Here is a 22,567-nt window from a genome sequence, read left to right on the forward strand (position 1 = left end):
TCTACCCATTGCTTCTTCATGGATTGAATTATCCCACCTTTAAAAAAGATTTCCACAGGGTAAGATTGGAAAAAATAGCCCGTTTTAAGGCGTAGACCGCCCACTTCAATCGGTTACGCCGGCCCTGAGCGTAACCGATTACTGGGGGAGATTCAAGTTAAATCGTCTGGAATTAAGTACTTGCACGGCGAGTTTTCGTATTTCATTCACTTTTTGGATGTATATTACGGTATGCATGATGCTTGATATGAGATCCGACAGTTTCCGCTAGATCACCGCTAGCGGCGGCGCACAATGACGGAACCCTCGATTCGCGATCTCCCCTTGACAAGGAAAGCGAATCGAGGGCCAGGTGATCGAAGTCACACCCGCACCCGGATTGCTACGGGTGCGGCCATTTGGATCGGCTTGCGCCTTTCCGCTTCCAACCACTGTACCTCAACCGAAGAGCAAATAGGGGACGTGATGGCACTTTATCTAGTTAGTTATGACATCAACGAAAAGAACAAGGATGAATACGAAGGCCTGTGGGCAGAATTGAAAAGCTTAGGGGCCACTAAAGTACTCTATTCAGAATACCTTGTTGTCCGGCCCGTCGGAGAATCCGAGAAGCTTTACGATTCCCTTACTTACGAAATAAAAACGAATGATCGCTTGCTAGTTCAAGAGGTCCTAGCCGACGCACATTGGGACAAGCTACTCATTTCCGATGACGAAATGAGAAATCTCCTCAAGAGCGCCAGAAGGTAACGGGGTGTATGGCGGGATAGGACCCGAACCAGTAGTCTTCGGAAACTGCCCGCCTAAACCTTCTTGATATTCCTCTATCAATACTTCCTCCTGCTGCCCTGTCACGGTATGTTCAATCATCTTCTTTCTCCCTAATTCAGTCAAGTATATTATTACCTTTGCAGAGGGGTGATGTCTGCAAAATGTAGAAACCAGAAGGCTTGTGCCTAAAATACTTGTTATCAATTAGTTAGCACGGCAACAAAAAGCCCCGGGCTTAGAGCCGGGGCTTTTTATCTATGTATCAATTATAGCGTCTGGCATGTAACTTATACGCCACGCGTAATGTACTGAATTGAATTGGGTTATGCGATTTGGAGGCTTGACAGAGTTTTGGTCTTCGCGACTAGCCGAGCTCCTTTGAAAGATCGTTTTGATCGGGCTTTCTTTAAGCTTTAAGTACGCCCTGCGCGGGCGGCGGTCACTTCGTGACTTGTATACCCTCTGGTTGGCGCTCCCGTTGTTCGCGAAGAAAGATGACTTGCGACTTTGAGAGCGTAATTTTTGTTATTGCGACTTGGCTGTCTAACCGGTTAGGTGGTATAAAGATCTCGCATCCAGGAAGACGGGCAATAGAGAGCGGGATACGCCGATGAAGGATCGACAGAGCGATGTTGCTGTCAGGGCTGCACTTGCGAAGCCTGTCGCTTCCCTCATTGGTGGCCACCTGGCGCTCGACTTTTGCAATACGGCGGCCGAGCATCTGGCCGAACAGCCTGACGAGCTGCTTCCGGACTGGGAGTCGTTTGTCCGATGGACGGTTCAGGTTGGGTTGATCGAGCCTGAGTTGTACTGCGAACTGGTGGAATCTTCGTCGCCTATCGATGAGGTTTGGGAGCTTCGAGAGGAGATCTACCATGTTGGGCTAACGCTTGCCCTGGGAGATCCGGTTGCGGAAGACGACTTGGTGGCGATTCGCGAAGAGGCGAACGCGCCGAAACCGATAGTTGTGAGTCTCGGAGGAGGGCTCCATTGGCGGCCTGATCCGCAGTTCGCATCGATGCAGCTGAGGGCGATCCTGGCGGGGGAGGCGCTGTCTTTGTTCTGTTCCCGGAGGTCGGCTCGGATCGGTATCTGTGGAGGCGGCCTTTGCGGATGGCTCTTTCTCGACGAGAGCCGAGGGAGACGCAGACGCTGGTGCGACATGAAGGACTGCGGCAACCGAGAGAAGGCTCGCCGGTACTACCGGCAACAGCAGAAGAGCAAATAGGGAGACTGACACTATGTCGGTGCTGACCGGCGACGAGAGGGAGCAATAAGCTAATTGGAATGAGATGTTTATGGCCGAACAGTTTTTGGCAAAAAGGTTCGGAAGGTTGTGAATGGCGGAGACCTTCGGGATCCTTCGCGGCGCTCAGGATGACGGCAAGGGCAAGGGTGATGACAAGACAACAGCAGATCCCCTTCGGGCATGACAACAAGAAAGCAGGGGCAACAGCGACGATAAGGTGGCATTACTGACGAGGTAGGCCCTCCCTCGGGCGGGAGCGCGGAAGGCTGGTTTTTGGTTGCTGAGGCCGTCTTCGGGTGGATTGTTATTCCCTCCTGTTCGGGCAGATTCGTTGTACTAGGCTGTTTGGGGCGTGGGACCAAAAAAAATGCACAGGAGAGTGTACGCGGAGGAGCTATCACTCTCTTGAAGGCTAAGGTTAACCCCTTTGTAACGTTGAGTTGCCAAAACGGGACTGTTTTTGGCACTTTTTTGGTGCGGCCAGGCAACCCCGAAAAGGGTTGACAAGGTGGTTTAGGTATGGTGAACCGGAGCTCATTTTAGTGTATTAAAAATACCCTTTAATGGTTGTTTTTCTTATACTTAAGGGATGAAACAGAGACCCGGAAACGACCGTACGGCAATCCTGACAGGAAGGGCTCGAACCGCTGTTACTCTGGCGGCGATGGTCGTTCTGTCTGCCTTTGCGACGGATAACGCTAATCCGGCATCGGCTCGACCTACCGACCCCGTGCCGGTGATGCACGATGTCACCACATCGGAGATTGTGAATACGGTATCGGTCCCCAGGCGCACGGTTTTGACCCGAATTAAGAGTGGGCTGGCAAGCTGGTATGGTGAAGTATGGCAGGGACGCCGGACTGCCAGTGGACGGATCTTCGACATGAATGAGATGACGGCGGCGCACAAGACGCTTCCGTTCGGCAGCAAGGTGAAGGTGACCGATCTGCGGAATCAGCGGTCGGTGATTGTGACGATTACTGACCGGGGGGCGCTGTATCCGGGCAGGGTGATCGATCTTTCTCTTGGAGCCGCGAGACAGCTGCGGATGGTCAACACGGGGCTCGATCCGGTGAAACTGGAGCTTTTGAGCTTTCAAAACTAAGCCTTGCCAGGCTCTATCGGTGGGTTCTTTAACTCTTTAAAGTGCGCCCTGCGCGGGCGGCGGTCACTTCGTGACTCGTATACCCCTTCGGTTGGCGCTCCCGTTGGTCGCGAATAAGATCTTGTGCCGACCGTCGGAAGGCCCGGGCGAAACCGGTAGACACGTCACGGCGTGACCGCCGCCCCACAGAGGGCGCTTTAATCAGATCAGGTTCTGGCTCTCGGACGGCCGATCCAGCGGAAGACCGGTGCCCCCCAGGCACTGATGGAGAGTAAAGCGCCAAAGAGAACAATTGCGTCGATGCTTTCGCGGCCCTCGCGAGACCAGTAGGCAGCGGCGTCAAGGTTCAGCCAAAGGGCGAACTCATCGAGGGTAAGGGCAGCGCCGATTCCGTAGGTGAGAGCGAGGAGCCGGCTGAGGAGGATGGACATGGAGGTGTCTCCGGTCCCCACGCCCGCGATTTCAGCATAGCCGGAGATGAGAAGCAGGAGGATTCCCCAGACAAGATGGTGGATGTGGCGGCCGCCCATCTCGACGTACCCGAAGGGGCCGATGTGATGGGTGATGGAGGCGACCAGGAGACGCACGGCGAGAAAGGTGATGAAGAAGCTGACCGAGGCGAGGAAGTGGCGCCGCTGGGGGCGGTCGGGAATCTGCTGGCGGATAATCTCCCCGGCACTGGTGAGATGGAGGACGAACAGGATGAGCGCGGTGACGACCGCCAGGAAGATGAGAAGGATCCAGGATCCGGCGAGGTGCATGGATAAGGATTATCACGCAGGGCGGCGATAAGATGGCTTCATGACACTGGATGCGAAGATAAGGGCGATTTTGGATGCGGGGAAGGCGCTGGGTCGGCCGCCTGTGGAGCAGCAGACGCCGGAGGAGGCTCGGGCGGAGAGAGCCGAGATGATGGCGCGGTTTGTGCCGATGCCGGAGTATGCCGATGTGAGGGTTGCGGATCGGGCGATCGCTGCTCTTGGAATCGATGCTCGGACGATTGCTGCGGCAGCGGGGCGAGAGATTGGCGTGCGGGTTTTTACGCCGGCGAGGGTTGGCCTGTTGCCGGTGGTGGTGTTCTTCCATGGAGGAGGTTGGGTGGCGGGGACGCTTGAGACGCATGATCCCTACTGCCGGGCGCTGGCGAAAGAGGCTGGAGTGGTGGTGGTCGCGGTGGACTTCAGACTGGCTCCTGAGCATAAGTTTCCGGCGGGGCTGGAGGATTGCGTGGCGGTTACGGAGTGGGTGTTGGAGCATGCCGGGGAGTTGGGTGGAGATGGCTCGCGGGTGATGGTGGGGGGCGATAGCGCCGGGGGAACGCTGGCTACAGTGGTGGCTCTGCTGCTCCGGGATAAGGGTGTGGGTGGGCTGGCGGGGCAGATTCTGCTCTACCCGGCTGCGGCATACTATGATCCGCCGACGGCTTCTTATCTGGAGAATGCTGAGGGGTATGGGCTGACGCGGAGGGGGATGATCTGGTTCTGGGATCACTATTTGAAGGACAGGAGTGAGGCGGCGGACTTTCGGGTGGCGCCGCTGCTGGCAGGTTCGCTGGCGGGGCTGCCGAGGGCGTTCGTGGTGACGGCGGAGTATGACGTGCTACGGGATGAGGGGCAGGCTTACGCTCGGCGGATGGAGGCGGATGGGGTGGAGGTGACCCATTTGTTTGCGGAGGGGATGAACCACGGGTTTGCGGCTTCGGCGAATGAATTTCCGTTGTTGCCGCAGGCGAAGGAGATGCTGCGGAGGGTGGCGGAGTGGGTGAAGGCTGGGGGGTAGGCTAGCTGGGCTTTTTTGGGCTCCACTTTTTGCGCGCGGGTGCATCGGTTGACACAGGCGGCGTTGCCGTTTCGGTAGACACTGTAGGGACCGGTTCCGAGGCAGGCGTTGGAGTTGCGGATTTTGGCTGCCACTTCTTGCGTTCCGGCGTTGGGGCTTCGGGGGGCGGGGTAATCGTGGGTGCCGGCGCGGTGGGAGTTGGCGGTTCGATCGGAAGGATCTCAACTGTGGAAGCCTGAACGTTGCCTGGTTCCGGCTGAACAGGGGTTGCTGCTTTGGGTTGCCACTTCTTGCGTTCGGGGGTCGACGGGGTTGACGAGACTTCAGCCGCTGGCGCTGCAGGAGCGGGTAGAGTCTGGGTGGTGATGCTTTGTGTTGGTTGAGCGGGTGAGACAGATTTCGGTTGCCACTTTTTTCTGTCGATCGACGGCGGCGCGGGTGTATGCGGTGCCGAGACATCTTCCTTGCGGGGAGTTTCAGCAACAGCGGCGGCGACGAGTGATGTGGGGGCAGGCTCGGGGATGGATTGGGTAACGGGAGTTGCTGCGGGTTCGCTTTGTGTGACGGGAGTGGTGAGGCCTTTGCTGCGGCGGACGCCTTCGAGGAGGAGTTCGGCTACGTCTTTGATGGCGATGTCTTCGGAGTCGGCTTTGGTGGGGGTGCTGCCGAGCATGCTCTTGCAGAAGGGACAGCCAACGGCGAGGATTTTTTCTCCGGCGGCGGGGAAGAGGGTTTGCTGGACTTCGCGGAAGCGGTTGTCGGAGATGCGCTCGTCGCCCTCTTCTTCCTCTTTCCAGAACTGGGCTCCGCCGGCTCCGCAGCAGAAGGAGTTTTCGCGGTGGCGGGGGAGTTCGGGGGTGGAGTTGGAGAGGATGTTGAGGAGGTTGCGTGGAGGTTCGTAGACTCCGTTGTGGCGGCCGAGGTAGCAGGGGTCGTGGTAGGTGATGGTCGCTGCGCTGGGCGTGGCGGTGAGTTTTTTTGTGGCTACGAGGGTTTCGAGGTACTCGGTGTGGTGCATCACCTTGTAGTCGCCGCCGATCTGTTTGTACTCGTGGCCGATGGAGTTCATGCAGTGGGGGCAGCTGGCGACGATGAGTTTGGGCTGGACAGTGTTGAGGGTGGAGACGTTTTTGTCGGCTAGCTGGCGGTAGAGGTACTCGTTGCCGGCGCGACGGGCGCTGTCGCCGGTGCAGCACTCTTTTTTCCCGAGGACGGCGAAGTTGACCTCGGCGTGGGTGAGGAGTTCTACGAAGGCACGGGCGGCTTTTTGCGCCTGGGGATCGTAGCTGGCGGCGCAGCCAACCCAGTAGAGGACGTCGGGGGTGGGATTCTCGTCGGTGGTCTTGACGTTGAGGCCGTCGGCCCAGGCTAGGCGCTGCTCGTGGTTGATGCCCCAGGGGTTTTGGGCTCGCTCCATGCCGCGGAAGGCGGATTGAAGCTGGCTGGGGAACTCGCCTTCGATCATGACTTGATTGCGGCGGATGTCGATGATGTCGAGCATCTGCTCGTCTTGTGTGGGGCAGACCTCCATGCAGGCTCCGCAGGTGGTGCAGGCCCAGGCGGCTTCGGGGGAGAGGGCGAACTGGAGGAGCGGGCGGAGACTGGGTTTTCCGGCTTCGAAGGGCGCGGAGGTGAACGCGAAGGGGCTTTGCTGCGCGGCGAGGTCGTTGAGCTCCATGCGCTTGTTGATCTCGAGCGCGGCGGGAGAGAGGGATTTGCCGGTGGCGGTGGCGGGGCAGACGTCCTGGCAACGGTTGCACTGGATGCAGGCGTAGGCGTCGAGGAGACGGGGCCAGGCGAGGTCTTCGAGTTTGGCGGCGCCGATGGTTTTTGCGTTGGCTTCGTCTTCGGTTTCGTTCTCTGCGTCGAGATTGAGGGCTGCTAGAGGGAGGACTCCGGAGGTGGGTTCGCGGGCGACGAGGTACTTCGCCGGGGCCATGAAGATGTGGATGTGTTTGGTGTAGGGGAAGTAGGCGAGGAAGGCCAGGACGCTGCCGAGCGCTCCCCAGTAGCCGAAGATGCGGAAGGCTTCGGCGTTGGCGGGGGTGAAGAGGTGGGAGAGCAGGGTGGCGAAGGGTTGGAGCGGGTCGGGACCCTCGGAGGCGATCTTTGCTCCAGCTCCGATGGCTCGGCTGCCGACGTGGAAGAGGATGAAGGCGGAGACGATGAGGGAGTCGCGGGTGATCTTTTGGTGCTGAACGTCTTTGTGGAGGAGGGTACGTGGGTTGAAGCGGAAGTCGGTGCGACTGGGTAGGGCGAAGCGGCGGATGACCAGCGCGACGACGCCGAGCAGGACGAGGAAGCTGAGGAGGTCGGCGAGGAAGCTGTAAGCTGCGAGGACGGTGATGTAAGTGTAGAGAAACGCATGAGTGAGGCCGGGGACATTTGAGGAGAAACTTATATCGCCGGAAGATGCGGGAAGGAAGCCTTCGGCGGCGTCGACGAGATTGACGAGGCCATAGAAGACGAAACCGTAGAAGATGAAGGAGTGGAAGAGGCCGACGGTGGGGCGCTTCTTGAAGGTGCGCTGCTGGGTGAGGGTGGTGATGAGGGCGTAGAGGAAGCGGCGCGGGAGTTTGTTGAAGCGGGGTTCCGGGTCTGTGGTGCCTCGGCGAATGCGGAGGTAGAGGCGATAGAAGCCATGGAAGCCCAGTGCGAGGGTGACTGCTGCGAAGAGGAGGAAGGCGATCTTTTGGTGGAATGGAAGCATTGGGCTTGAGCCGCTAGTCTAGTGCTTGTTATGACGAACTGTGCGTCGTTTTCTATGAACCGTTGGATCTTGCCATGCATTGATACGAATCGCGGGATGAGAAAGACATACCCCAGGGGCTAAAGCCCCGCGTTAAAGGCAGATTGAGAGACCCAAGGCTAAAGCCTTGGGGTACCTAGATGCAAAAACGTCGATTTCTGAGATAACTCCTCGCGTTTGATGGATCGCCATCTCGCGCGCTGATGGTCTCTTGAACAAGTTATTTTTTTAGCTCGGCGAGGATGGCTGGGACTAACTGGGTTACGTCGCCGATGATGCCGTAGTCGGCGATTTTGAAGATGGGGGCCTCGGCGTCGCGGTTGATGGCGACGATGGTTTTGCTTTTGTTCATGCCGGAGAGGTGTTGGACCGCGCCGGAGATGCCGATGGCAATGTAGGTCTTGGGCTGCACGGTCTTGCCGGTCTGGCCGACTTGCTCGGAGTAGGGGCGCCAGCCTGCGTCGACGATGGCGCGGGTGGCTCCTACTGCGGCGCCGAGCTGGTCGGCGAGGGCTTCGACGTACTGGGTGAAGCCTTCGGCACTGCCTACGCCGCGGCCTCCGGAGATGACGATCTCGGCTTCGGCGAGCGAGATGCGGGAGCTTCGTTCGGCGGTCTTGCCGGTGATCTTGAGGCGCGGCGTGGGGAGGTTGAGGTCTACGTCGAACTGCTCTGCAGCTTCGGCCTTCGGCGCTGCGGGATTGAAGACGCCGGGTTTGATGGTGACTACGGCGATGGGCGCGGTGGTTTCGATGGTCTCGGTGACGCGCGCGAGGAAGGTGTAGCGCTGGGCTTGAAGAGTTTCGCCGGTAGCTTTGAGTGTAATGACGTCTTCGAGCAGGGGCGCGTCGAGTTTGATGGCTACGCGTGGGCTGTACTCGCGACCGCTGCGGCTACCACCGATGAGAATGAGGGAGGCTTCGCCTTCGGTGGCGATCTGTGCGACCGCCGTGGACCAGAGTTCGGGGTCGTACTGGGCGAGAGCAGGGAGATCGGCGACGAGAACCTGGTCGACGGCTTTGGCTGCTTCAGCGGCGATGGCTGCTATGTTGCTGCCGAGAACCAGGGCGGTGACGGGGGCTTCGCGGCCTGACTCGCGTGCGGCGGTGATCATCTCCCAGGTGCTCTTGCTTACTTTGCCGTTGGCATACTCCACGACGACGAGAATCATGCAATCACCCTGGCTTCGTTGCGGAGAAGATCTACAAGTTGCACGGCGGCGGCTGGGGCGTCTTTGCCATCGAGGATTTTGTTGAGGCGATTTTTTACCTGGATCTCGGCGCTGACGAACTTGAGCTTGGGCGCTGCATCGAATTGGTCGAAAGCCTCTTTGCGCAGCTCTTTTTTCTTCGACTTCATGATGTTGGGGAGCGTGGGATAGCGCGGCTCGTTGAGTCCCTGCTGGGTGGTGACGACGGCGGGGAGCTCGAGCGTAAAGGATTCGCTACCTTCGTCGGCGTCGTGCTTGCCGGTAAGGGTGGTGCCTGCAAGTTCGAGGGCGCTGGTCCAGGTGACCTGCGGCCAGTTGAGGCGCTCGGCGGTGGCGGCGGCGAGAGCGTGCGAGTCCCAGTCGGCCTGCTGACCGCCCGAGAGGATAAGCGTTGCTTCTTCCTGCGTGGCGAGCTGGGCGAGGACTTTGCTGAGCGCGATGGCGTCGAGGCGGGTGTCGGTTTCGACGTGGATGGCGCGGTCGGCACCCATGGCGAGGGCGGTGCGGAGGGCGTCCTGCACGCGGGCGGGACCTACGGCGACGGCGACGATCTCGGCTTCGATACCGCTCTCGCGGAGGCGCAGCGCCTCTTCGACGCCGTACTCGTCCATGGTGTCCATGACGAGCTTGCTGTTTTCGAGCGCGACGGCGTTGTTCGCGATGTGTACGCTCTCTTCGGCGTCGAGGACCTGCCGAATGTAGGTCAGTATGCGCATGTCATCTCTACCTTATCCTGTGTGTCGTTGTTTGACTGTTTGGCTTGACTCTTTATGGGATTAGTTCGGGAAAAGAGCTTTGGTCCAACGCGAGAAGGATACTGAATGGGCGTTCAGTTCGTCAACGCTCCCCAAAAACTCTGTCCTGCCGGACGGCCCCACTGCGCGTGGGGCGGTCACTTCGTGACTCGCATACCTTTTCTGGATGGATCTGACGGCTTTGGTCCTCCCTTCGGTCGGTGGAAGTTGCGAATCAAACCTTTAGGCCTATGAGGCGCATGAGTTCGATACCGTTGCTTTTGGTGACGACTCCCTCGTGCAACTTGAAGTCGAAGCTCATCGTTCCATTTTTGATTTCGTCCTGAAGATGAACGTTGTGAAGACGAGAATCGCGTTGTTCGCCGATGTTGGTGAGGGCGAGATCGTGGGTGCTGATGAGGCCGATGGCACCGCTGTCGAGCAGAGCGCGGACTACGCCTTCAGCTCCTATGAGACGATCCTTCGAGTTTGTGCCTTGCAGGAGTTCGTCGAGGAGGAAGAGGACGGGGGGATTTTGTTCGGCGAGGTCGCAGATCTGGCGGAGTCGGGTGATCTCGGCGTAGAAGCGGGAGCTACCTTCCTGGAGCGAGTCGTTGATGAGGATGCTTGCGCCTATTTGTAGCGGTGTGAGTTGCAATCTTTGGGCACGGACGGGAGCGCCAGCCATGGCGAGGACGGTGTTGATGCCGACGGCGCGCATAAGGGTGCTCTTGCCGGACATGTTAGAGCCGCTGATGAGCAGGACGCGGGTTTCGCCGCAGATGCTGACGTTGTTGCGAACGCACTTTGCGGCGGGGATGAGGGGATGACCGAGTTGTTCGGCGATGAAGCAGGGCGGAGCTGGGATGTGGTCGAGGCCTTCGACAAACTCGGGGAAGGGATCGGCGGGATGCTCGTAGGTGTAGGCGGAGAGGGAGAGGAGAGCTTCGGCTTCGCCGATTGCTGTGAGCCAGGAACGGACTGCGATTCCGTGGGCGTTGCGCCAGGCCTCGGCTGCATAGGCGACCTGGACGCCGTAGAGGAGTGGCACGTTGAGGGCGCGCAGGATGGGGTTTTCGAGGGCGTTGATGTACTCCACAATGGTGCGCAGGCGGGCGATGGCTTGAGAGCCGGCGAGGTGATGCGAGGAGAGTTGCTGCTTGAGGGTCTGCAGACGTTGGGATTCGAAATCTTCGCGTTCGAGACGGGCAAGGAGGGAGGAGAGGAGTTGGAGATCTTTGAGGGCGTGCTCGGTGGATTGAAGGACTTCGGCGGTTTGTTTGCGAAGAGAGGCGGTGAGGATGCAAGCGAGGATGAGGACTATAAAGAAGGGAGTTTTTTCTCCGCGCTCGGCCCAGAAGACGGCTGAAGCTATCGATGAGAGGGAGAGGAGGAGAGAGATCCAACGGAGAGCTTGATGCTTGAGCTGATTGGAGGCTTCCGCCCAGTGTGTGAGGGCTTCGGCGTGGATGCCGACCTTGAGATCTTCGCCGAGGATGGCGATGTCTTCGCGGAGGTCGAGGCGGGTGCGAAGTTCGGTGAGGGCGGCGTGGCGTTGCTTGAGGTCGGCGACGGGGGATGGAGAGAGGAGCCACGCGGCGAGGGTGTCTTCGCCCATGCGGGAGCGGGCGAGGGATAGGAGTTCGAAGAGACTGCCGGGGCCGAAGAGGTCGAGGTCGGTGGCGTAGAGGCTGGCGTGGGTGTCGATGCGTTCGCCGGTTTGGCTGGGGACGGTCTGGCTCCAGCGGTCTTCGGTGCGGGCGAGGCCCTTGCGGTAGAAGTCTACGGCGCGTTCGGCGCAGGCGCGACTGCGGAGCACTCTGGCATGGAGGATGGCCAGGGCGAGGAAGGTTGCGGGGCCGGCCAGCAGCCACCACGGAGAGAAGACGTCGTTGTGGAGAGAGAGCCAGGCGGCGATGAGGGTTGCGAGGACTACGAGGAGGCGGAGATTTCCGAAGCGGCGGTGCAGTTTTTCGAAGTGCGCGACCTGCTGCTCGCGGGCTTGCTGGCGCTGCCTGTACTCTTCGGAGGGAGAAAGATCGGACGGAGAGTAATCGGGCATTGAAAGATCGGGCGGAGGCACAGAGGTATTATCGCTTACCCCTGTGCCTCTGTTTTGAGGCGGTTATGTAGTGGCTGGGGTGGCTTCGATGGTGTTGGTGGCGGCGACTCGGGTGTACCACTTTGCTGAGTCCTTCATGAAGCGGCGCTGTGTGGGGAAGTCTACGAAGACCATGCCGAAGCGTTGGGTGTAGCCCTCGGACCACTCGAAGTTGTCGAGGATGGACCAGGAGTGGTAGGCGCGGACGTCGGCTCCGTCGTGGATGGCACGGGCGAGTTCGCGAAGATGCTCGCGGTAGTAGTGAATGCGGCGAACGTCGGCGACGCGACCGGTGGCGTCGGGATAGTCGCCGTAGGAGCAGCCGTTTTCTGTGATCTCGATGGGGAGCTTGTAGTCCTGCGAGACGCGCTGCACGATCTCGTACATGCCGCGCGGGTAGACCTCCCAGCCGATCTCAGTGAGGGGGCCTTCCTTTCCGTTGAAGTGGTCGAAGCCCATGGCGTCGTAGGAGGGCTTGGTGGGGGCTGGGGTTTTGAGATTGGCGACGATCTGGCGGAAGTAGTAGTTGACGCCGATGTAGTCGAGGGGCGCGGTCATGCGCTTGTCGTCGCCGCTTTGGAAGCCCATGGTTTCGAGGGGGACGCCGTGGACGAAGGCTTCGGGATAGCGGCCGCGGAGTGCGGTTTCGAGAAACCAGACGTTGTTGAAGGCGTCGAAGCGTTTGGCCGCGGCTGCGTCTTCCGGCGAGGAGGTTGCGGGAGTCGTGGAGGACATGCTGAAGGCGCTGCCGACTTTTGATTTTGGGGCGATGGCTTTGATGGCGCGGAAGGCGTCTCCCTGCGCGAGGTTCACGGTGTGGGAGGCTTTGAGGAAGAGGTCGAAATCTTGCTTTCCGGGGGCGTGGACGCCGCTGCCATAGCCGAGGTAGGTGAAGACCCATGGTTCGTTGAAGATGGCCCAGGTGTTGATGCGATCGCCGAGGGCTTTGACGGCGATCTCGGTGTAGTCGGCGAAACGGGCGGCGGTGTCGCGGTTGGGCCAGCCGCCTTTGTCTTCAAGGGGTTGGGGGAGATCCCAGTGGTAGAGGGTAACGAGAGGGCGCATTCCGGCGGCCAGGACGGCGTCGGTGAGGCGCTTATAGTAGTCGATTCCCTTCTGATTCACGGCTCCTTCGCCGGTGGGCTGGATGCGCGACCATGCGATGGAGTAGCGGTAGCTGCGCATGTTCATTTGCTTCATGAGGGCGATGTCGCCGGGGTAGCGGTGGTAGTCGTCGCAGGCGGTGTCGCCGGTGTAGGCGCCTTTGACGTTGCCGGGGGAGTGGCTGAAGCGGTCCCAAACGGTCTCGCCTCTACCGTCAACATTCCAGGCACCTTCGACCTGGTAGGCAGCGGTGGCGGTGCCCCAGAGGAAGTCCTTGGGGAACTTGACCTCGGCAGCGGCTGGGCCCTGGTCGGCCAAGGCGTCGAGGGAGGGGAGGATGGAGGCTGCGCCGAGGTTGGGGAGCGCGGCGGCTGCGGCCCATGCGGAGGTTTGGGCGAGAAAACTTCGGCGATTCATGTCAGGTGGTCTCCGTGCGGATTGTTTTTGAACGAAGTTCGCGGAAAAAAATCTGGATGGGTGGAACTCGGATTTAGAAGGGGGCTTTGGGAAAAACGTGGTTTTCGACGGTGGTTTTTGGTGGTGTGGTTGCGGTGGTCTGTGTGGTGGATGTGGTGTTTTGGATGGTGAGTTTTGTGGTCTGAAAAATGTGACAGGTTTTGAAATTTATTTTTGGGGCGAGTTCTGAGCAAAGCGAAATCCGGGGATCCTTCACTCCGTTCAGGATGACGACGTTGAAAGGACAGGATGACGACTTCCGGGGGAGTTGAGGATAGGGCAAAAATTGCCCGTCGGCGAAGAAGGCTTCACTTCGCCGACGGGCTGGATATTGCTTTGGGTTAGAACTGCGCTTTGAGTGCGAACTGATACAGCCGGGGGGTGTAGTTCGGGTCAACCTGCGAGACAGTGCCGAAGCCGCTGCTGCCGAATTGAGCCGTTGAGCTGCCGTTCCCGATGTAGAAGTTTGGCGTGTTTGAGATGTTGTAGCTCTCCGCCCGGAACTGAACCTTTACCCGTTCGGTAACAGGAAAGTCCTTGAAGATGGAGAGATCTACGTGACGGAAGTTGGGGCCAAAGAGCGAGTTACGCTGCGTGGTTCCGACGGTTCCGAGGGGTTGAGGGGCGAAGGCTGCGGTGTTGAAGAAGTTGTGATTGGACTTCGAACCGCGGGCATCGGCGACGATCTGGTTGGGACGATCCTGACCGCCGTTGTTTTGGGGGGTCGCACGGTTGTTGTATCCGAATTGGACCAGCTTACCAGCGGCGTTGAGTTCGAATGGATTGTCGGCACCGCTGCCAGTTTCGGTAATGGTGAAGGGCTTGCCACTCTGCCAGACGGTGATCGTGTTGGCCTGCCATCCGGAGAGAACGGCCTTCTTGATTCCCGTAAAGCTCTTGCCATATTGCAGTTCGTAGTTGAGCGAGAGAGCGAAGCGGTTTTGTATGTCATTTTCCGCGATGCCGTACTCGATCTGGCGAATTGCAAACGGATTGGCGTTGCTCCAACCCTGGTTGCCGCCCTGTTGGGAGAAGCCAGTGATGTCGCTGAGCCCCTTGCCCCAAGTGTAGTTTGCGTCGAATGCCAGACCTTTGGTAAAGCGACGCTGGAAGGACGCCTGGAGTGCGTTGTAGTTGGAGACACCGCCGCTGTTGATGTAGCTGATGCCGTTGATATTGCCAGCGATGTTTGCCAAAGGACGCGCTGAACCGCCCGGATTGGTGACGGGGTTGAACGGCAACGGCTGGTTGATGTTATTGATTGATTCCGGCAGATGCTGGCCGATGTTGCCGACATAACCGAGGGTGAACACGTTGGCACCGATCTGCTGTTCAACCTGCAGGTTGAACTGCTGAATAAGAGCCGACTTGAACTTCGGAGCTTCGGCCGTTAGTCCCAGAGCGGGAATGGCTGTGATGTTTGTCACATCCGGTGCGGAAGGAACCGGCAAGCCAGTCGGGACGAGAGCTGTGGGCGCTCCACCTACGGCTGCGCAGTCCTGATTTTGGCCGGATGGGAGCGTACCACCGTTGGTGTTCTTTTCCAGATTGATCGCGAGACTCGATTGGCAGTTCGGAGCAAAGTTGGAGACGAACGGTGCGTTCTTCAGGTCGGCATTAGAGGTGTAGTTACCGGGGAAGAAGCTGAGTCCATAGCCGCCACGAAGAACAATCGTGGGAGTCAAGGACGCTGAGAAACCAACACGAGGAGCCACATTCGAGTAGTCGGTTGGGATATTTACCTGCGAGTCGACGCCATTGACACCAGCTATTTTGAGTGCAGAGGTTACGTTCGCCGGGGTGGACGTGAGCGCCTGCAGGAAGTCAAAGTTTGCGATTCTGTTGTGCGCTTCGGTGAAGGGGGTGAAGACATCGTAACGCAGGCCGTAGATGAGAGTTAACTTCGGGTTGACCCTCCAGCTATCCTGCACGAAGCCGTTGGGCTCATAGCTGCGGTAGTCGGGCGGGGTGAGGTCGAACTGCCGACCGTTGTTCTGGAAGGCGCCAAGCAGGGTAGACGCAAGTTGATTGTCCTGTTGGGTATTCAGATTGGCGTTGCTGTCGCTGACAAGACCGAAGCCGTAGTTTCCGACGGCAGAGGCGCTTTGCACGTTACGAGCCTGGCGGCGAAGGAAGCTGGCGCCCGCCTTGATGTTGTGGTTGCCCTTGGTCCAGCTGATGGTGGCGCTGTACTGAAAGGTGTTGTCGATGTCCTGGAGGGGAACATACGCGCCGTCACCGAGTTCGGAGAGACCACCAATTGCAAACGGCGTCAGTGAATCGGCAAAGGGGCTGAAGGACGTCATAATCGGGTCAAAGCCTACTGCCTGATCAGCACCCTTACCGTAGTTGAGCGGAAGCGATAGGTTATTGATGCGTGTGAATGCGGCCCGGAGGTCGAGCAGGAGAGCTGGGCTGAAGATGTGGGTGTATCCCAGAGCATATTGCTGAGCTACGTCCGTCGCAGGACCGTCGAAGTCGTAACGACCGCCGCTGAGTTCGATGCCGTTTGGAGCGGTTCCGAGACCCGGAGGCGTGAAGGTGGTGACTGTGTTGTAAGCGAAGCGGGCAAAGACAATGTTCTTATCATTGAACCTGTGGTCTATACGGGCATCGTACGTATTGCTGGTCTGTGTCTTGTTCGGGCTGATGATGTAGTTATTGGTCAACTGGCCCGATGTGCCGGCGTTCGGCGCGGGGAACAATTTGAGGTAATTGAGCGCGATCTGATTGATTTGAACTGGACCAACCTGGCCTGGAAGTGTTCCGGCGGCGGCCTGGGATGTGCTGTTGCCGGTGGAGAAGAGCGCTTGAGGCGAACCCCCGTTCAAGCTGTTGATGTTGTTGTACTCACTAAGGGTTGGAACGTTCTTGGAGTAAGTGACGCCGGAGACCTGACGCAGTCCCTCGTAGTCGAAGTAGAAGAAGGTTCGATCGCGGAAGATGGGTCCGCCGATGCTGCCGCCGAACTGGTTCTGACGGAGCTCAGGCTTGTTGCCGGTGGTCTGGAGGACGTTGCGACCATCGAAGATGTCGTTGCGGAAGAACTCGTAGACCGAGCCATGGAATGCGTTCGTTCCAGAGCGGGTGACGATGTTGATGACGCCGCCAGCGGTACGGCCAGCCTCTGGGGCATAGCTGTTGGTCTGGACTGTGATCTCCTGAATGCCTTCGACGTTCGGCTTGACACCGATGGAGCCAATGATGCGCTCGTTGTCGTCGATACCGTCGACTACCCAGTTGTTGAGGGTGTCGTCCTGTCCGTTGACGGAGATACCGGCTGCGTTGGTACGACGATCGTCGGGACGGCCGCCGCTGCTGAGACCGTTGCCAGGGCCTTCGTTGGCGCCGGGGACGAGTTGAACAAGCTGGACAAAGTTACGACCGTTGAGGGGAAGGTCCTGCACTGCCTTTGCCGTCACGGTCGAGCTGACGGTTGCGCTGTCGGCCTGGAGGAGCGGGGTGCTGGCGGTGACTTCGACGACGGTGTCGGTTGAACCGGTGAGCAGGTGGACGTCGTTGCGGGCGCGGTCGCCAGCTTCTACGGAGAGGTCCCTGACGACCTGGGCCTGAAAGCCAGCAGCCTTGACTGAGACGGAGTAGTGGCCGACCGGGAGGAGGTTGAAGCTGTAGTCGCCGGAGCCGTTGGAGGTGGTGGTGCGCTTCTCGTTGGTTCCGGTGTTGGTGAGGACGACGGTGGCGTTGGGAACGACGGCGCCGGTGGCGTCGGTGACGGTGCCGAGGATGTCGGCGGTGGTCAGCTGCGCGAAGGCGGCTGAGGTAAAGAGGACGAGGAGCGCCAGGAGATATGCCGGCTTGCTCCACCCCTTAGCTATTCTGAGAGATATTCTGCGTCCGCACTGGCCTGAGCGGTCCATCTGGGTAGTTACCTCGTTGATCATGTTGTCCTGCCCTTCGAGCTTTGGGTTTGTGAAACGTTTAAGTGAATCTGACGCTCTTGTACTTGTGTTGGCAGACTTCTGTTTAGAGCTGCTCAACACGTTGAATCTACTTACTTGACTACTGTTGTTCGGTGGAAGTCGCCGTATCCGGCAAATGTTGCTCGTCCTGCATTTACTTCAAACGTTTGAGTAGGGGAAATGTCGTCAATCTTCCCCGGCTGAGGATTCTGCTGGATCGGCCTATTGCTTGTCAAGAAAGTTTTTGGCCGGGGAGTGACTTCGGAGGGTCGGCCGAGAGGCTTGTCTTGGGTTGGTTCGGGGTTGGTTCGGGGTTGGTTCGGGGTTGGTTCGGGGTTGGTCATACCAGTTTGCGGGAATGGAAGGCTGCTTTTTCAGAGATGCTGGATCACGTTATCCCTGTGTGAGTTAATTCCGCTTTTGGGCGATATTCCGACAACAAGTGTGTAGAGGGGCGGGGTGCCCTTGGGGCAGTGGTCGGACGATTTTTGAGGGGTGCGGGACTCTGGCTGGTTACTGCTTGAAGTGCTTACTACCTTTGATTCGTCCCTAAAAATGGACAAGAGCGTGGAGGTTTTTGGGCGAGGTTGGGGCTGGCGGGGCTCGTGGTGAGTTACGGAATTTGCGAGGCTCAGTTTGGGGTTTTGAAGGTGGCGAGGAGGCGCTCGCGAACGAAGACGATGTGATCGCGCATGGCGAGGCGGGCTTCGCGTTTGGAGTCTTTTTTGAGGGCCTGGTAGATCCTGGTGTGAGCTACGGGGGCGGTGGTTGCAGAGAGCTCGTAGGACTTGGAGCGGCAGAGGAGGGCCTTCTGCTGGACGTTCTCGAGGACGCGGCTGAGCTCCTGGTTGCCGGTGGCGGCGGCGATGAGGCTGTGAAAGCGCATGTCTTCTTCGATGTGCTCGAGCTTGTTGCCGTTTTTGAGGAATTTTTTGGTGCGGGTGATGCTGGCGGCAAGATCGGTGAGAAGTTTAGGGGTGATGGTCGCGGCCTCGATGGCGTGGACCTCGAGGAGCTCGCGGAGTTCGTAGAGGTCGCGGATCTCTTTGGCGGAGAACTGACGAACGTAGGCTCCGCGACGGGCTTCGATGCGAACGAGACCTTCGGCTTCGAGTCGGTTGAGGGCTTCGCGGACGGGAGATTTGCTGATGCCGAGCTGGGTGGCGAGGGACTCTTCGGTGAGGCGGGATAGCTCGCCCAGGGTCCCGTTCAGCACGCTCTGCTTAATGCTCCGGTAGGTGAGCTCGGTGAGGTTTGGGATTTTCGCCAGCTTAATCATGATGGTGGTCTGGAGGATTCTACACGACTGGACAGAGGCCGCTTATGGCGGTGGCTTGTGGGGATTTACTTGAGGGATTTCTTAGTTGCCGGGCTCCTGACTTCCGGGATGGTACTGGCGGGCGATGTGGTCCTTGAGGTCGGAGGGATAGAAGTAGACGTCACGGAGATTGCCGGTGCTGTAGCGGGTGGCCTGGTCGTTGAAGTGTGGGGAAGTGGGGTCACCGCTCTCGCCTCCGGCGGTGACGGCTTTGGCGTGGACTTTGTCTCCGAACTCGACTACGGCTACGAAGCTGTTGCCGCTGGTGCCGTACCACTTCTTTGTTCCGGGGTAGGGGCGGGCGCCGAAGGAGGCGAGGGAGCCCCAGAGGGAGGAGGTGAAGGGGACGGGGATGCTGGGCTGGGTGTCGTCGAAGGGTTGGGCGATTTTCCCAGTCGCGACGCCATTACCGGCTAGACGCTGGAAGCGGTTGATGTCGCCCCAAGGGGTCTTCCAGGTTCCGAAGTCGGCGGTGAGTCTGTCGGTGGCGTTGGAGAGCGATTGCAGGAGCTGGGCGGATGAAACTCTTGTTGCGATGAAGTCTTCGACGGAGATGCCGGCGGCTTTGGCGTCGGCGAGGGTGTGTCGGCGGATGTCTTCGCCCCAGAAGACGGCGAGCGAGGTGGGAATGGAGTCGACGGCCCAGCGGTGGTTCCAAGGGCGGAGGGTTGCGATCTGCTCGGTCAGCTTCGCTCTGAGGAGATTGGAGCGCGGGGCTTCGTCCCAGGCTTTGAGGAGGGCGGGGAGTGGCTTGTCGAACCAGGGGAGGTAGCTGTCGTAGGCGGCGGCGATGAGTGAGTCGAGAGTGAAGTCTTTTTTGTTCTCGAGGACGCGGATGGCGTGGAGGCCGCGGGCGGTTTCGGTGCCGGTTTCGACGTAGGCGGGGTAGTCCTGCTTGCGGAGGCTGCTGGCGCCTGCTCCGGACCAGGGCGAGTTGTTGCTGTTGTAGAGCCAGCCGCTGCCTGGGTTGAGGAGTTGGGGGATCTCGTCGACGGTGAGGAGACCCTTCCAGTCGGTGGCGGGGTTGCTGCCGTCGACTGGTTTGGTGAAGTCGAAGGCGGGGTCGCGGCGGGGGATGAAGTTGCCGTGGAAGTAGGCGATATCGCCGTCGGCGTCGGCGAAGATGGTGTTGTTGGAGGAGTTGGCTTTGAGTTCGAGGGTCTGGCGGAAGGCTTTGTAGCTGGTGGCTTTGGTGCGGAGATAGGACTGGGTGAGAGCTTTGATGGGCTCCTGCATGAGGCGGATGCTGACCCACTTTCCGCTCTCTTCGCGGATGACGGGGCCGTGATGGGTGCGGTAGATGGTGAACTTCATTTCGGCCATGCCGTGGTCGGTCTTGTAGGGGATGGTGATCTGCTCGGCGGTGATGGGGCGTTGCTGGTTGCCGTACCGATAGGTGAAGTGGTCGCCCTTCTTCTCGACGGTTTCGAGATACTCGTCGACCGCGTCGACACCGCTCGAGGTGTGCATCCAGCCGGCACGCTGGTTGAAGCCCTGATAGATGAAGAACTGGCCCCAGGTGACGGCTCCGTAGGCGTCGAGATCTTCGTCGCTGGTCATTTGAAGTTCGGAGCGGAAGAAGAGAGAGGTGTGGGGGTTGATGAGCAAGAGGGCGTGGTGGTTGGCGGTGTTCGATGGGGCGATGGCCATGCCGTTGGAGCCGGTGGGCTCGGGTGGGTCGCTGTCGTGGATGTATGGAAGATTTGCCGTGAAAATGAAGTGCGGGTGTCTCTCCACTACGGCGGCAAGATGCGCCGCATCCGGTCGAGATGACTGTATTTGAGGCTCGCTAGAAAGATGAGAGCCAACGGCAGGAGCGACGGGCGGTGGGTGAGAGTAGAAGGCTTCGAGCTGCGGGAGGTCGATGCGTTCGATGTCGCCGCCTATGCTGCCTTCGGTGAAGGAGAGGGCCATCCAGGGTTCGAAGTGGTGGATGACTCGCGGCTTTACCTCGGGGTGTTGGTAGAGATAGAAGTTAAGGCCGTCGGCGAAGGCGTCCATGAGGGCGTGGAGCCATGCGGGGCTGTCGGCGTACTGCTTCTTCAGTGCTATGGGGTTGATGAAGAGCTTCATGCGGAGGTCCTGGTAGATGCGGGATTCTCCTTCTGTTTCGGCGAGGCGGCCCATGGCGTTGATGTAGTTGATCTCAATGCGATTGAAGTCGTCTTCGGCCTGGGCGTACTCCATTCCGAAGACGGTGTCAGCGTCGGTCTTGCCGTGGATGTGCGCGATTCCCCAGTAGTCGCGGGTGATGGTGACGTTGGCTGCTTCTTGCTTCCAGCGTGTCTGCTCTTCGTTTTGTATTGCGCGGAGTGCGGTTGAAGAGAACAGGATTGCTATGAGGATGACAAGCGGATTGAAACAGCTTCTGTTCTGCATGAACGGCGCATCTCCGTGAGCGGGGTAAGTTCGACTGGCGCGGCGGTGCGAACAGTTTACCTGCTGGGAGAATTCCGTTGGTTAGAAGCTGTGCTGCCGGACAGGCCCACTGCGCGTGGGGCGGGCGTTCACACGCCTTTTTTAGTGCTTCGCGCTGTCCTCCCGTTGGTCGGAATCGACCTTCTCTTCCGACCAACGGGAGGACCTGTGCAACTCATCCTACCGCGACCGGTATACACGTCACGACGTGACCGCACGGGGCCGTAGAACTGGGTGTGGTTGAAGGTGGCGTTGGGATGCTCATTGACCTGGTCGATGTGGTATGGACGCCGAGCTTGAGGGTGTGTGTGCCAATTGATCGCGAGACGCCTGGGAACGCAGCCCCCTGCGTTACTTGAGAGCTGGGCGCAGCGGTTTAAGTTCTCCGTCGTTGGGTGCGGGTTTGAGCCGGAGGAGTTTTGCGATGAAGTCGTAGACGTCTACGTTTTGAAAGCTTGGGAGTTTTGTTCCTGGGCGGATGTCCGGGCCATTCGCGACGAAGAGGGCTTTCATCTCGGGCATGCGGGTTGCGTCGTAGCCGTGGTCGCCTGCGGGCGGCTTGCGGGAGCTTTCATGGGCGCGAAAGACGTAGGGTCCGTTGGGCACAATGACAGGATCGCCTTCGCGTGGGTTTTCGTTGAAGTGCAGATAGGCGGGGACGTCGGCTCGGCGGTACGCAGTGAAACGTGGGTCGGTGTGAGCGCGAAAGCTCTCGTAGGCCTTCTGCGCATCGGCTTCGGTGTCCGCGTAGAGGAGCGCGCCATCGGTTTTGAAGTGCGAGAGATCGGCGTATTGGTCGAGGGTGATCCAGTCGCCTTCGACCTTCGTCATGCCGTGATCGGCGAGGATGATGAGGTCGATGGGGAGATGCGTGGCGTCGAGCTTGGACTTCAGGTCGCCCATGAGTTGATCGACGTGATGGACCTGCTGCTGCTCTTCGAGTGAGTTGGGGCCGTAGTTGTGGCCGGCGTGATCGGTGTTGCTGTAGTAGAGAGTGATGAAGTGAGGGCGTTGCGGTGGCGGCAGCTGGAGCCACGCGATGACCTGGTCGATGCGCTTTTCGTCGTCGAAGGCGTCGTCGAAGTGGACGTACTCGTCGGGCCGTTCGCCGGCGATCTGGGCCTCGGAGCCGGGCCAGAAGAAGGAGGCGGCGCGCATTCCGTGTTGCTCGGCCAGCGACCAGAGAGGAGTGCCGCTGTACCAGCTTCCGTCGCGATTTGTCTTGTTGTCTTTGTAGGAATAACCCTCGCCTCGGGCGGGGTCGTAGAAGGTGTTGCCCACGATGCCGTGGTGCTCGGGATAGCGGCCGGTGATGAGGGTGAAGTGATTGGGAAAGGTGATGGAGGGGTATGCGGGAAGCATTCCTTCCGGCGCTGTTGCTCCGGTGCTTGCTAACGCGGCGATGTGGGGTGCGCCCCACTTTTGTGGATAGTCGTAGCGGAAGCCGTCGAGCGAGACCAGAACGACGTAGTGTTTTTTCTGCTGCCTGGGCGAATTGAGAGGCCCGGCGGTCTCGACAACCTTGCCGTTATCAGCGCTCTGGGGAGAGATCGCTCGAACGCCTTGCGCTGCAGAGGCAAACAGAGCTGCGATGAGGCACGCTTTGAGGATGAGATGGCGAGCGAACAAACAGTGCTCCCTGGTTGCTTGGCT

Annotated in this window: 14 protein-coding genes; 3 read left to right on the plus strand and 11 right to left on the minus strand. The window is 59.2% G+C overall.

What is annotated here, in order from left to right; genetic code table 11:
- Nucleotides 1-696: 696 nt before the first annotated feature.
- Nucleotides 697-870 (minus strand): hypothetical protein, encoded by a 174-nt coding sequence (locus tag RBB75_RS04375; RefSeq protein ID WP_353069678.1) that lies wholly within the window; start codon nucleotides 868-870, stop codon nucleotides 697-699.
- A 511-nt stretch (nucleotides 871-1,381) separates the two neighbouring features.
- On the opposite strand from RBB75_RS04375, the gene RBB75_RS04380 reads away from it, so the two are divergent.
- Both RBB75_RS04380 and RBB75_RS04385 read left to right on the plus strand, forming a co-directional pair.
- Complete coding sequence (locus RBB75_RS04380; RefSeq protein WP_353069679.1) at nucleotides 1,382-1,999, plus strand: CGNR zinc finger domain-containing protein; 618 nt, start codon at nucleotides 1,382-1,384, stop codon at nucleotides 1,997-1,999.
- 610 nt (nucleotides 2,000-2,609) lie between these two features.
- Nucleotides 2,610-3,125 carry a septal ring lytic transglycosylase RlpA family protein gene (locus RBB75_RS04385; RefSeq protein ID WP_353069680.1) on the plus strand — a complete coding sequence of 172 codons (516 nt, stop codon included), beginning with the start codon at nucleotides 2,610-2,612 and terminating at the stop codon, nucleotides 3,123-3,125.
- 206 nt (nucleotides 3,126-3,331) lie between these two features.
- Here RBB75_RS04385 and RBB75_RS04390 read toward each other — a convergent pair whose 3' ends face one another.
- Nucleotides 3,332-3,886: a hypothetical protein gene (locus tag RBB75_RS04390; RefSeq protein WP_353069681.1), complete on the minus strand. Its 555-nt coding sequence runs from the start codon at nucleotides 3,884-3,886 to the stop codon at nucleotides 3,332-3,334.
- Between the two features lie 40 nt (nucleotides 3,887-3,926).
- Here RBB75_RS04390 and RBB75_RS04395 point away from each other — a divergent pair, with 40 nt between their 5' ends.
- On the plus strand, nucleotides 3,927-4,904 hold the full coding sequence (locus RBB75_RS04395) for an alpha/beta hydrolase (protein WP_353069682.1): 978 nt from the start codon (nucleotides 3,927-3,929) through the stop codon (nucleotides 4,902-4,904).
- Between the two features lies 1 nt (nucleotide 4,905).
- Here RBB75_RS04395 and RBB75_RS04400 read toward each other — a convergent pair whose 3' ends face one another.
- From RBB75_RS04400 to RBB75_RS04440, 9 genes are all read right to left on the minus strand, one after another.
- Nucleotides 4,906-7,614 carry a (Fe-S)-binding protein gene (locus RBB75_RS04400; protein WP_353069683.1) on the minus strand — a complete coding sequence of 903 codons (2,709 nt, stop codon included), beginning with the start codon at nucleotides 7,612-7,614 and terminating at the stop codon, nucleotides 4,906-4,908.
- Between the two features lie 259 nt (nucleotides 7,615-7,873).
- Nucleotides 7,874-8,824, minus strand: coding sequence for an electron transfer flavoprotein subunit alpha/FixB family protein (locus tag RBB75_RS04405; protein ID WP_179639501.1), 951 nt, complete (start codon nucleotides 8,822-8,824; stop codon nucleotides 7,874-7,876).
- Nucleotides 8,821-9,579, minus strand: coding sequence for an electron transfer flavoprotein subunit beta/FixA family protein (locus RBB75_RS04410; RefSeq protein WP_179639502.1), 759 nt, complete (start codon nucleotides 9,577-9,579; stop codon nucleotides 8,821-8,823). Before RBB75_RS04410 ends, RBB75_RS04405 begins: the two co-directional genes overlap by 4 nt.
- A gap of 253 nt (nucleotides 9,580-9,832) precedes the next feature.
- On the minus strand, nucleotides 9,833-11,659 hold the full coding sequence (locus RBB75_RS04415) for a MutS-related protein (protein WP_179639503.1): 1,827 nt from the start codon (nucleotides 11,657-11,659) through the stop codon (nucleotides 9,833-9,835).
- Nucleotides 11,660-11,722: 63 nt separating this feature from the next.
- Nucleotides 11,723-13,219, minus strand: a complete 1,497-nt coding sequence (locus RBB75_RS04420) for a GH1 family beta-glucosidase (RefSeq protein WP_353069684.1) — start codon at nucleotides 13,217-13,219, stop codon at nucleotides 11,723-11,725.
- A gap of 380 nt (nucleotides 13,220-13,599) precedes the next feature.
- The gene (locus RBB75_RS04425; RefSeq protein ID WP_353069685.1) at nucleotides 13,600-17,160 is read right to left on the minus strand and encodes a TonB-dependent receptor; all 3,561 of its coding nucleotides are present in this window, start codon (nucleotides 17,158-17,160) and stop codon (nucleotides 13,600-13,602) included.
- Nucleotides 17,161-17,809: 649 nt separating this feature from the next.
- Nucleotides 17,810-18,457 (minus strand): GntR family transcriptional regulator, encoded by a 648-nt coding sequence (locus RBB75_RS04430; RefSeq protein WP_353069686.1) that lies wholly within the window; start codon nucleotides 18,455-18,457, stop codon nucleotides 17,810-17,812.
- 81 nt (nucleotides 18,458-18,538) lie between these two features.
- A complete protein-coding gene (locus RBB75_RS04435; protein ID WP_179639506.1) occupies nucleotides 18,539-20,875 on the minus strand; it encodes a penicillin acylase family protein in 2,337 nt (778 codons plus the stop codon).
- Nucleotides 20,876-21,265: 390 nt separating this feature from the next.
- On the minus strand, nucleotides 21,266-22,543 hold the full coding sequence (locus RBB75_RS04440; protein ID WP_353069687.1) for an ectonucleotide pyrophosphatase/phosphodiesterase: 1,278 nt from the start codon (nucleotides 22,541-22,543) through the stop codon (nucleotides 21,266-21,268).
- Nucleotides 22,544-22,567: the final 24 nt, after the last annotated feature.

The sequence above is a fragment of the Tunturibacter empetritectus genome, from assembly GCF_040358985.1.
Lineage (GTDB): Bacteria > Acidobacteriota > Terriglobia > Terriglobales > Acidobacteriaceae > Edaphobacter > Edaphobacter empetritectus.

Excerpts from the sequence above, each read along its gene's own strand:
- RBB75_RS04375 (WP_353069678.1), bottom strand. The coding sequence starts at position 870 with ATGATTGAACATACCGTGACAGGGCAGCAGGAGGAAGTATTGATAGAG.
- RBB75_RS04380 (WP_353069679.1), top strand. The coding sequence starts at position 1,382 with ATGAAGGATCGACAGAGCGATGTTGCTGTCAGGGCTGCACTTGCGAAG.
- RBB75_RS04385 (WP_353069680.1), top strand. The coding sequence starts at position 2,610 with ATGAAACAGAGACCCGGAAACGACCGTACGGCAATCCTGACAGGAAGG.
- RBB75_RS04390 (WP_353069681.1), bottom strand. The coding sequence starts at position 3,886 with ATGCACCTCGCCGGATCCTGGATCCTTCTCATCTTCCTGGCGGTCGTC.
- RBB75_RS04395 (WP_353069682.1), top strand. The coding sequence starts at position 3,927 with ATGACACTGGATGCGAAGATAAGGGCGATTTTGGATGCGGGGAAGGCG.
- RBB75_RS04400 (WP_353069683.1), bottom strand. The coding sequence starts at position 7,614 with ATGCTTCCATTCCACCAAAAGATCGCCTTCCTCCTCTTCGCAGCAGTC.
- RBB75_RS04405 (WP_179639501.1), bottom strand. The coding sequence starts at position 8,824 with ATGATTCTCGTCGTCGTGGAGTATGCCAACGGCAAAGTAAGCAAGAGC.
- RBB75_RS04410 (WP_179639502.1), bottom strand. The coding sequence starts at position 9,579 with ATGCGCATACTGACCTACATTCGGCAGGTCCTCGACGCCGAAGAGAGC.
- RBB75_RS04415 (WP_179639503.1), bottom strand. The coding sequence starts at position 11,659 with ATGCCCGATTACTCTCCGTCCGATCTTTCTCCCTCCGAAGAGTACAGG.
- RBB75_RS04420 (WP_353069684.1), bottom strand. The coding sequence starts at position 13,219 with ATGAATCGCCGAAGTTTTCTCGCCCAAACCTCCGCATGGGCCGCAGCC.
- RBB75_RS04425 (WP_353069685.1), bottom strand. The coding sequence starts at position 17,160 with ATGATCAACGAGGTAACTACCCAGATGGACCGCTCAGGCCAGTGCGGA.
- RBB75_RS04430 (WP_353069686.1), bottom strand. The coding sequence starts at position 18,457 with ATGATTAAGCTGGCGAAAATCCCAAACCTCACCGAGCTCACCTACCGG.
- RBB75_RS04435 (WP_179639506.1), bottom strand. The coding sequence starts at position 20,875 with ATGCAGAACAGAAGCTGTTTCAATCCGCTTGTCATCCTCATAGCAATC.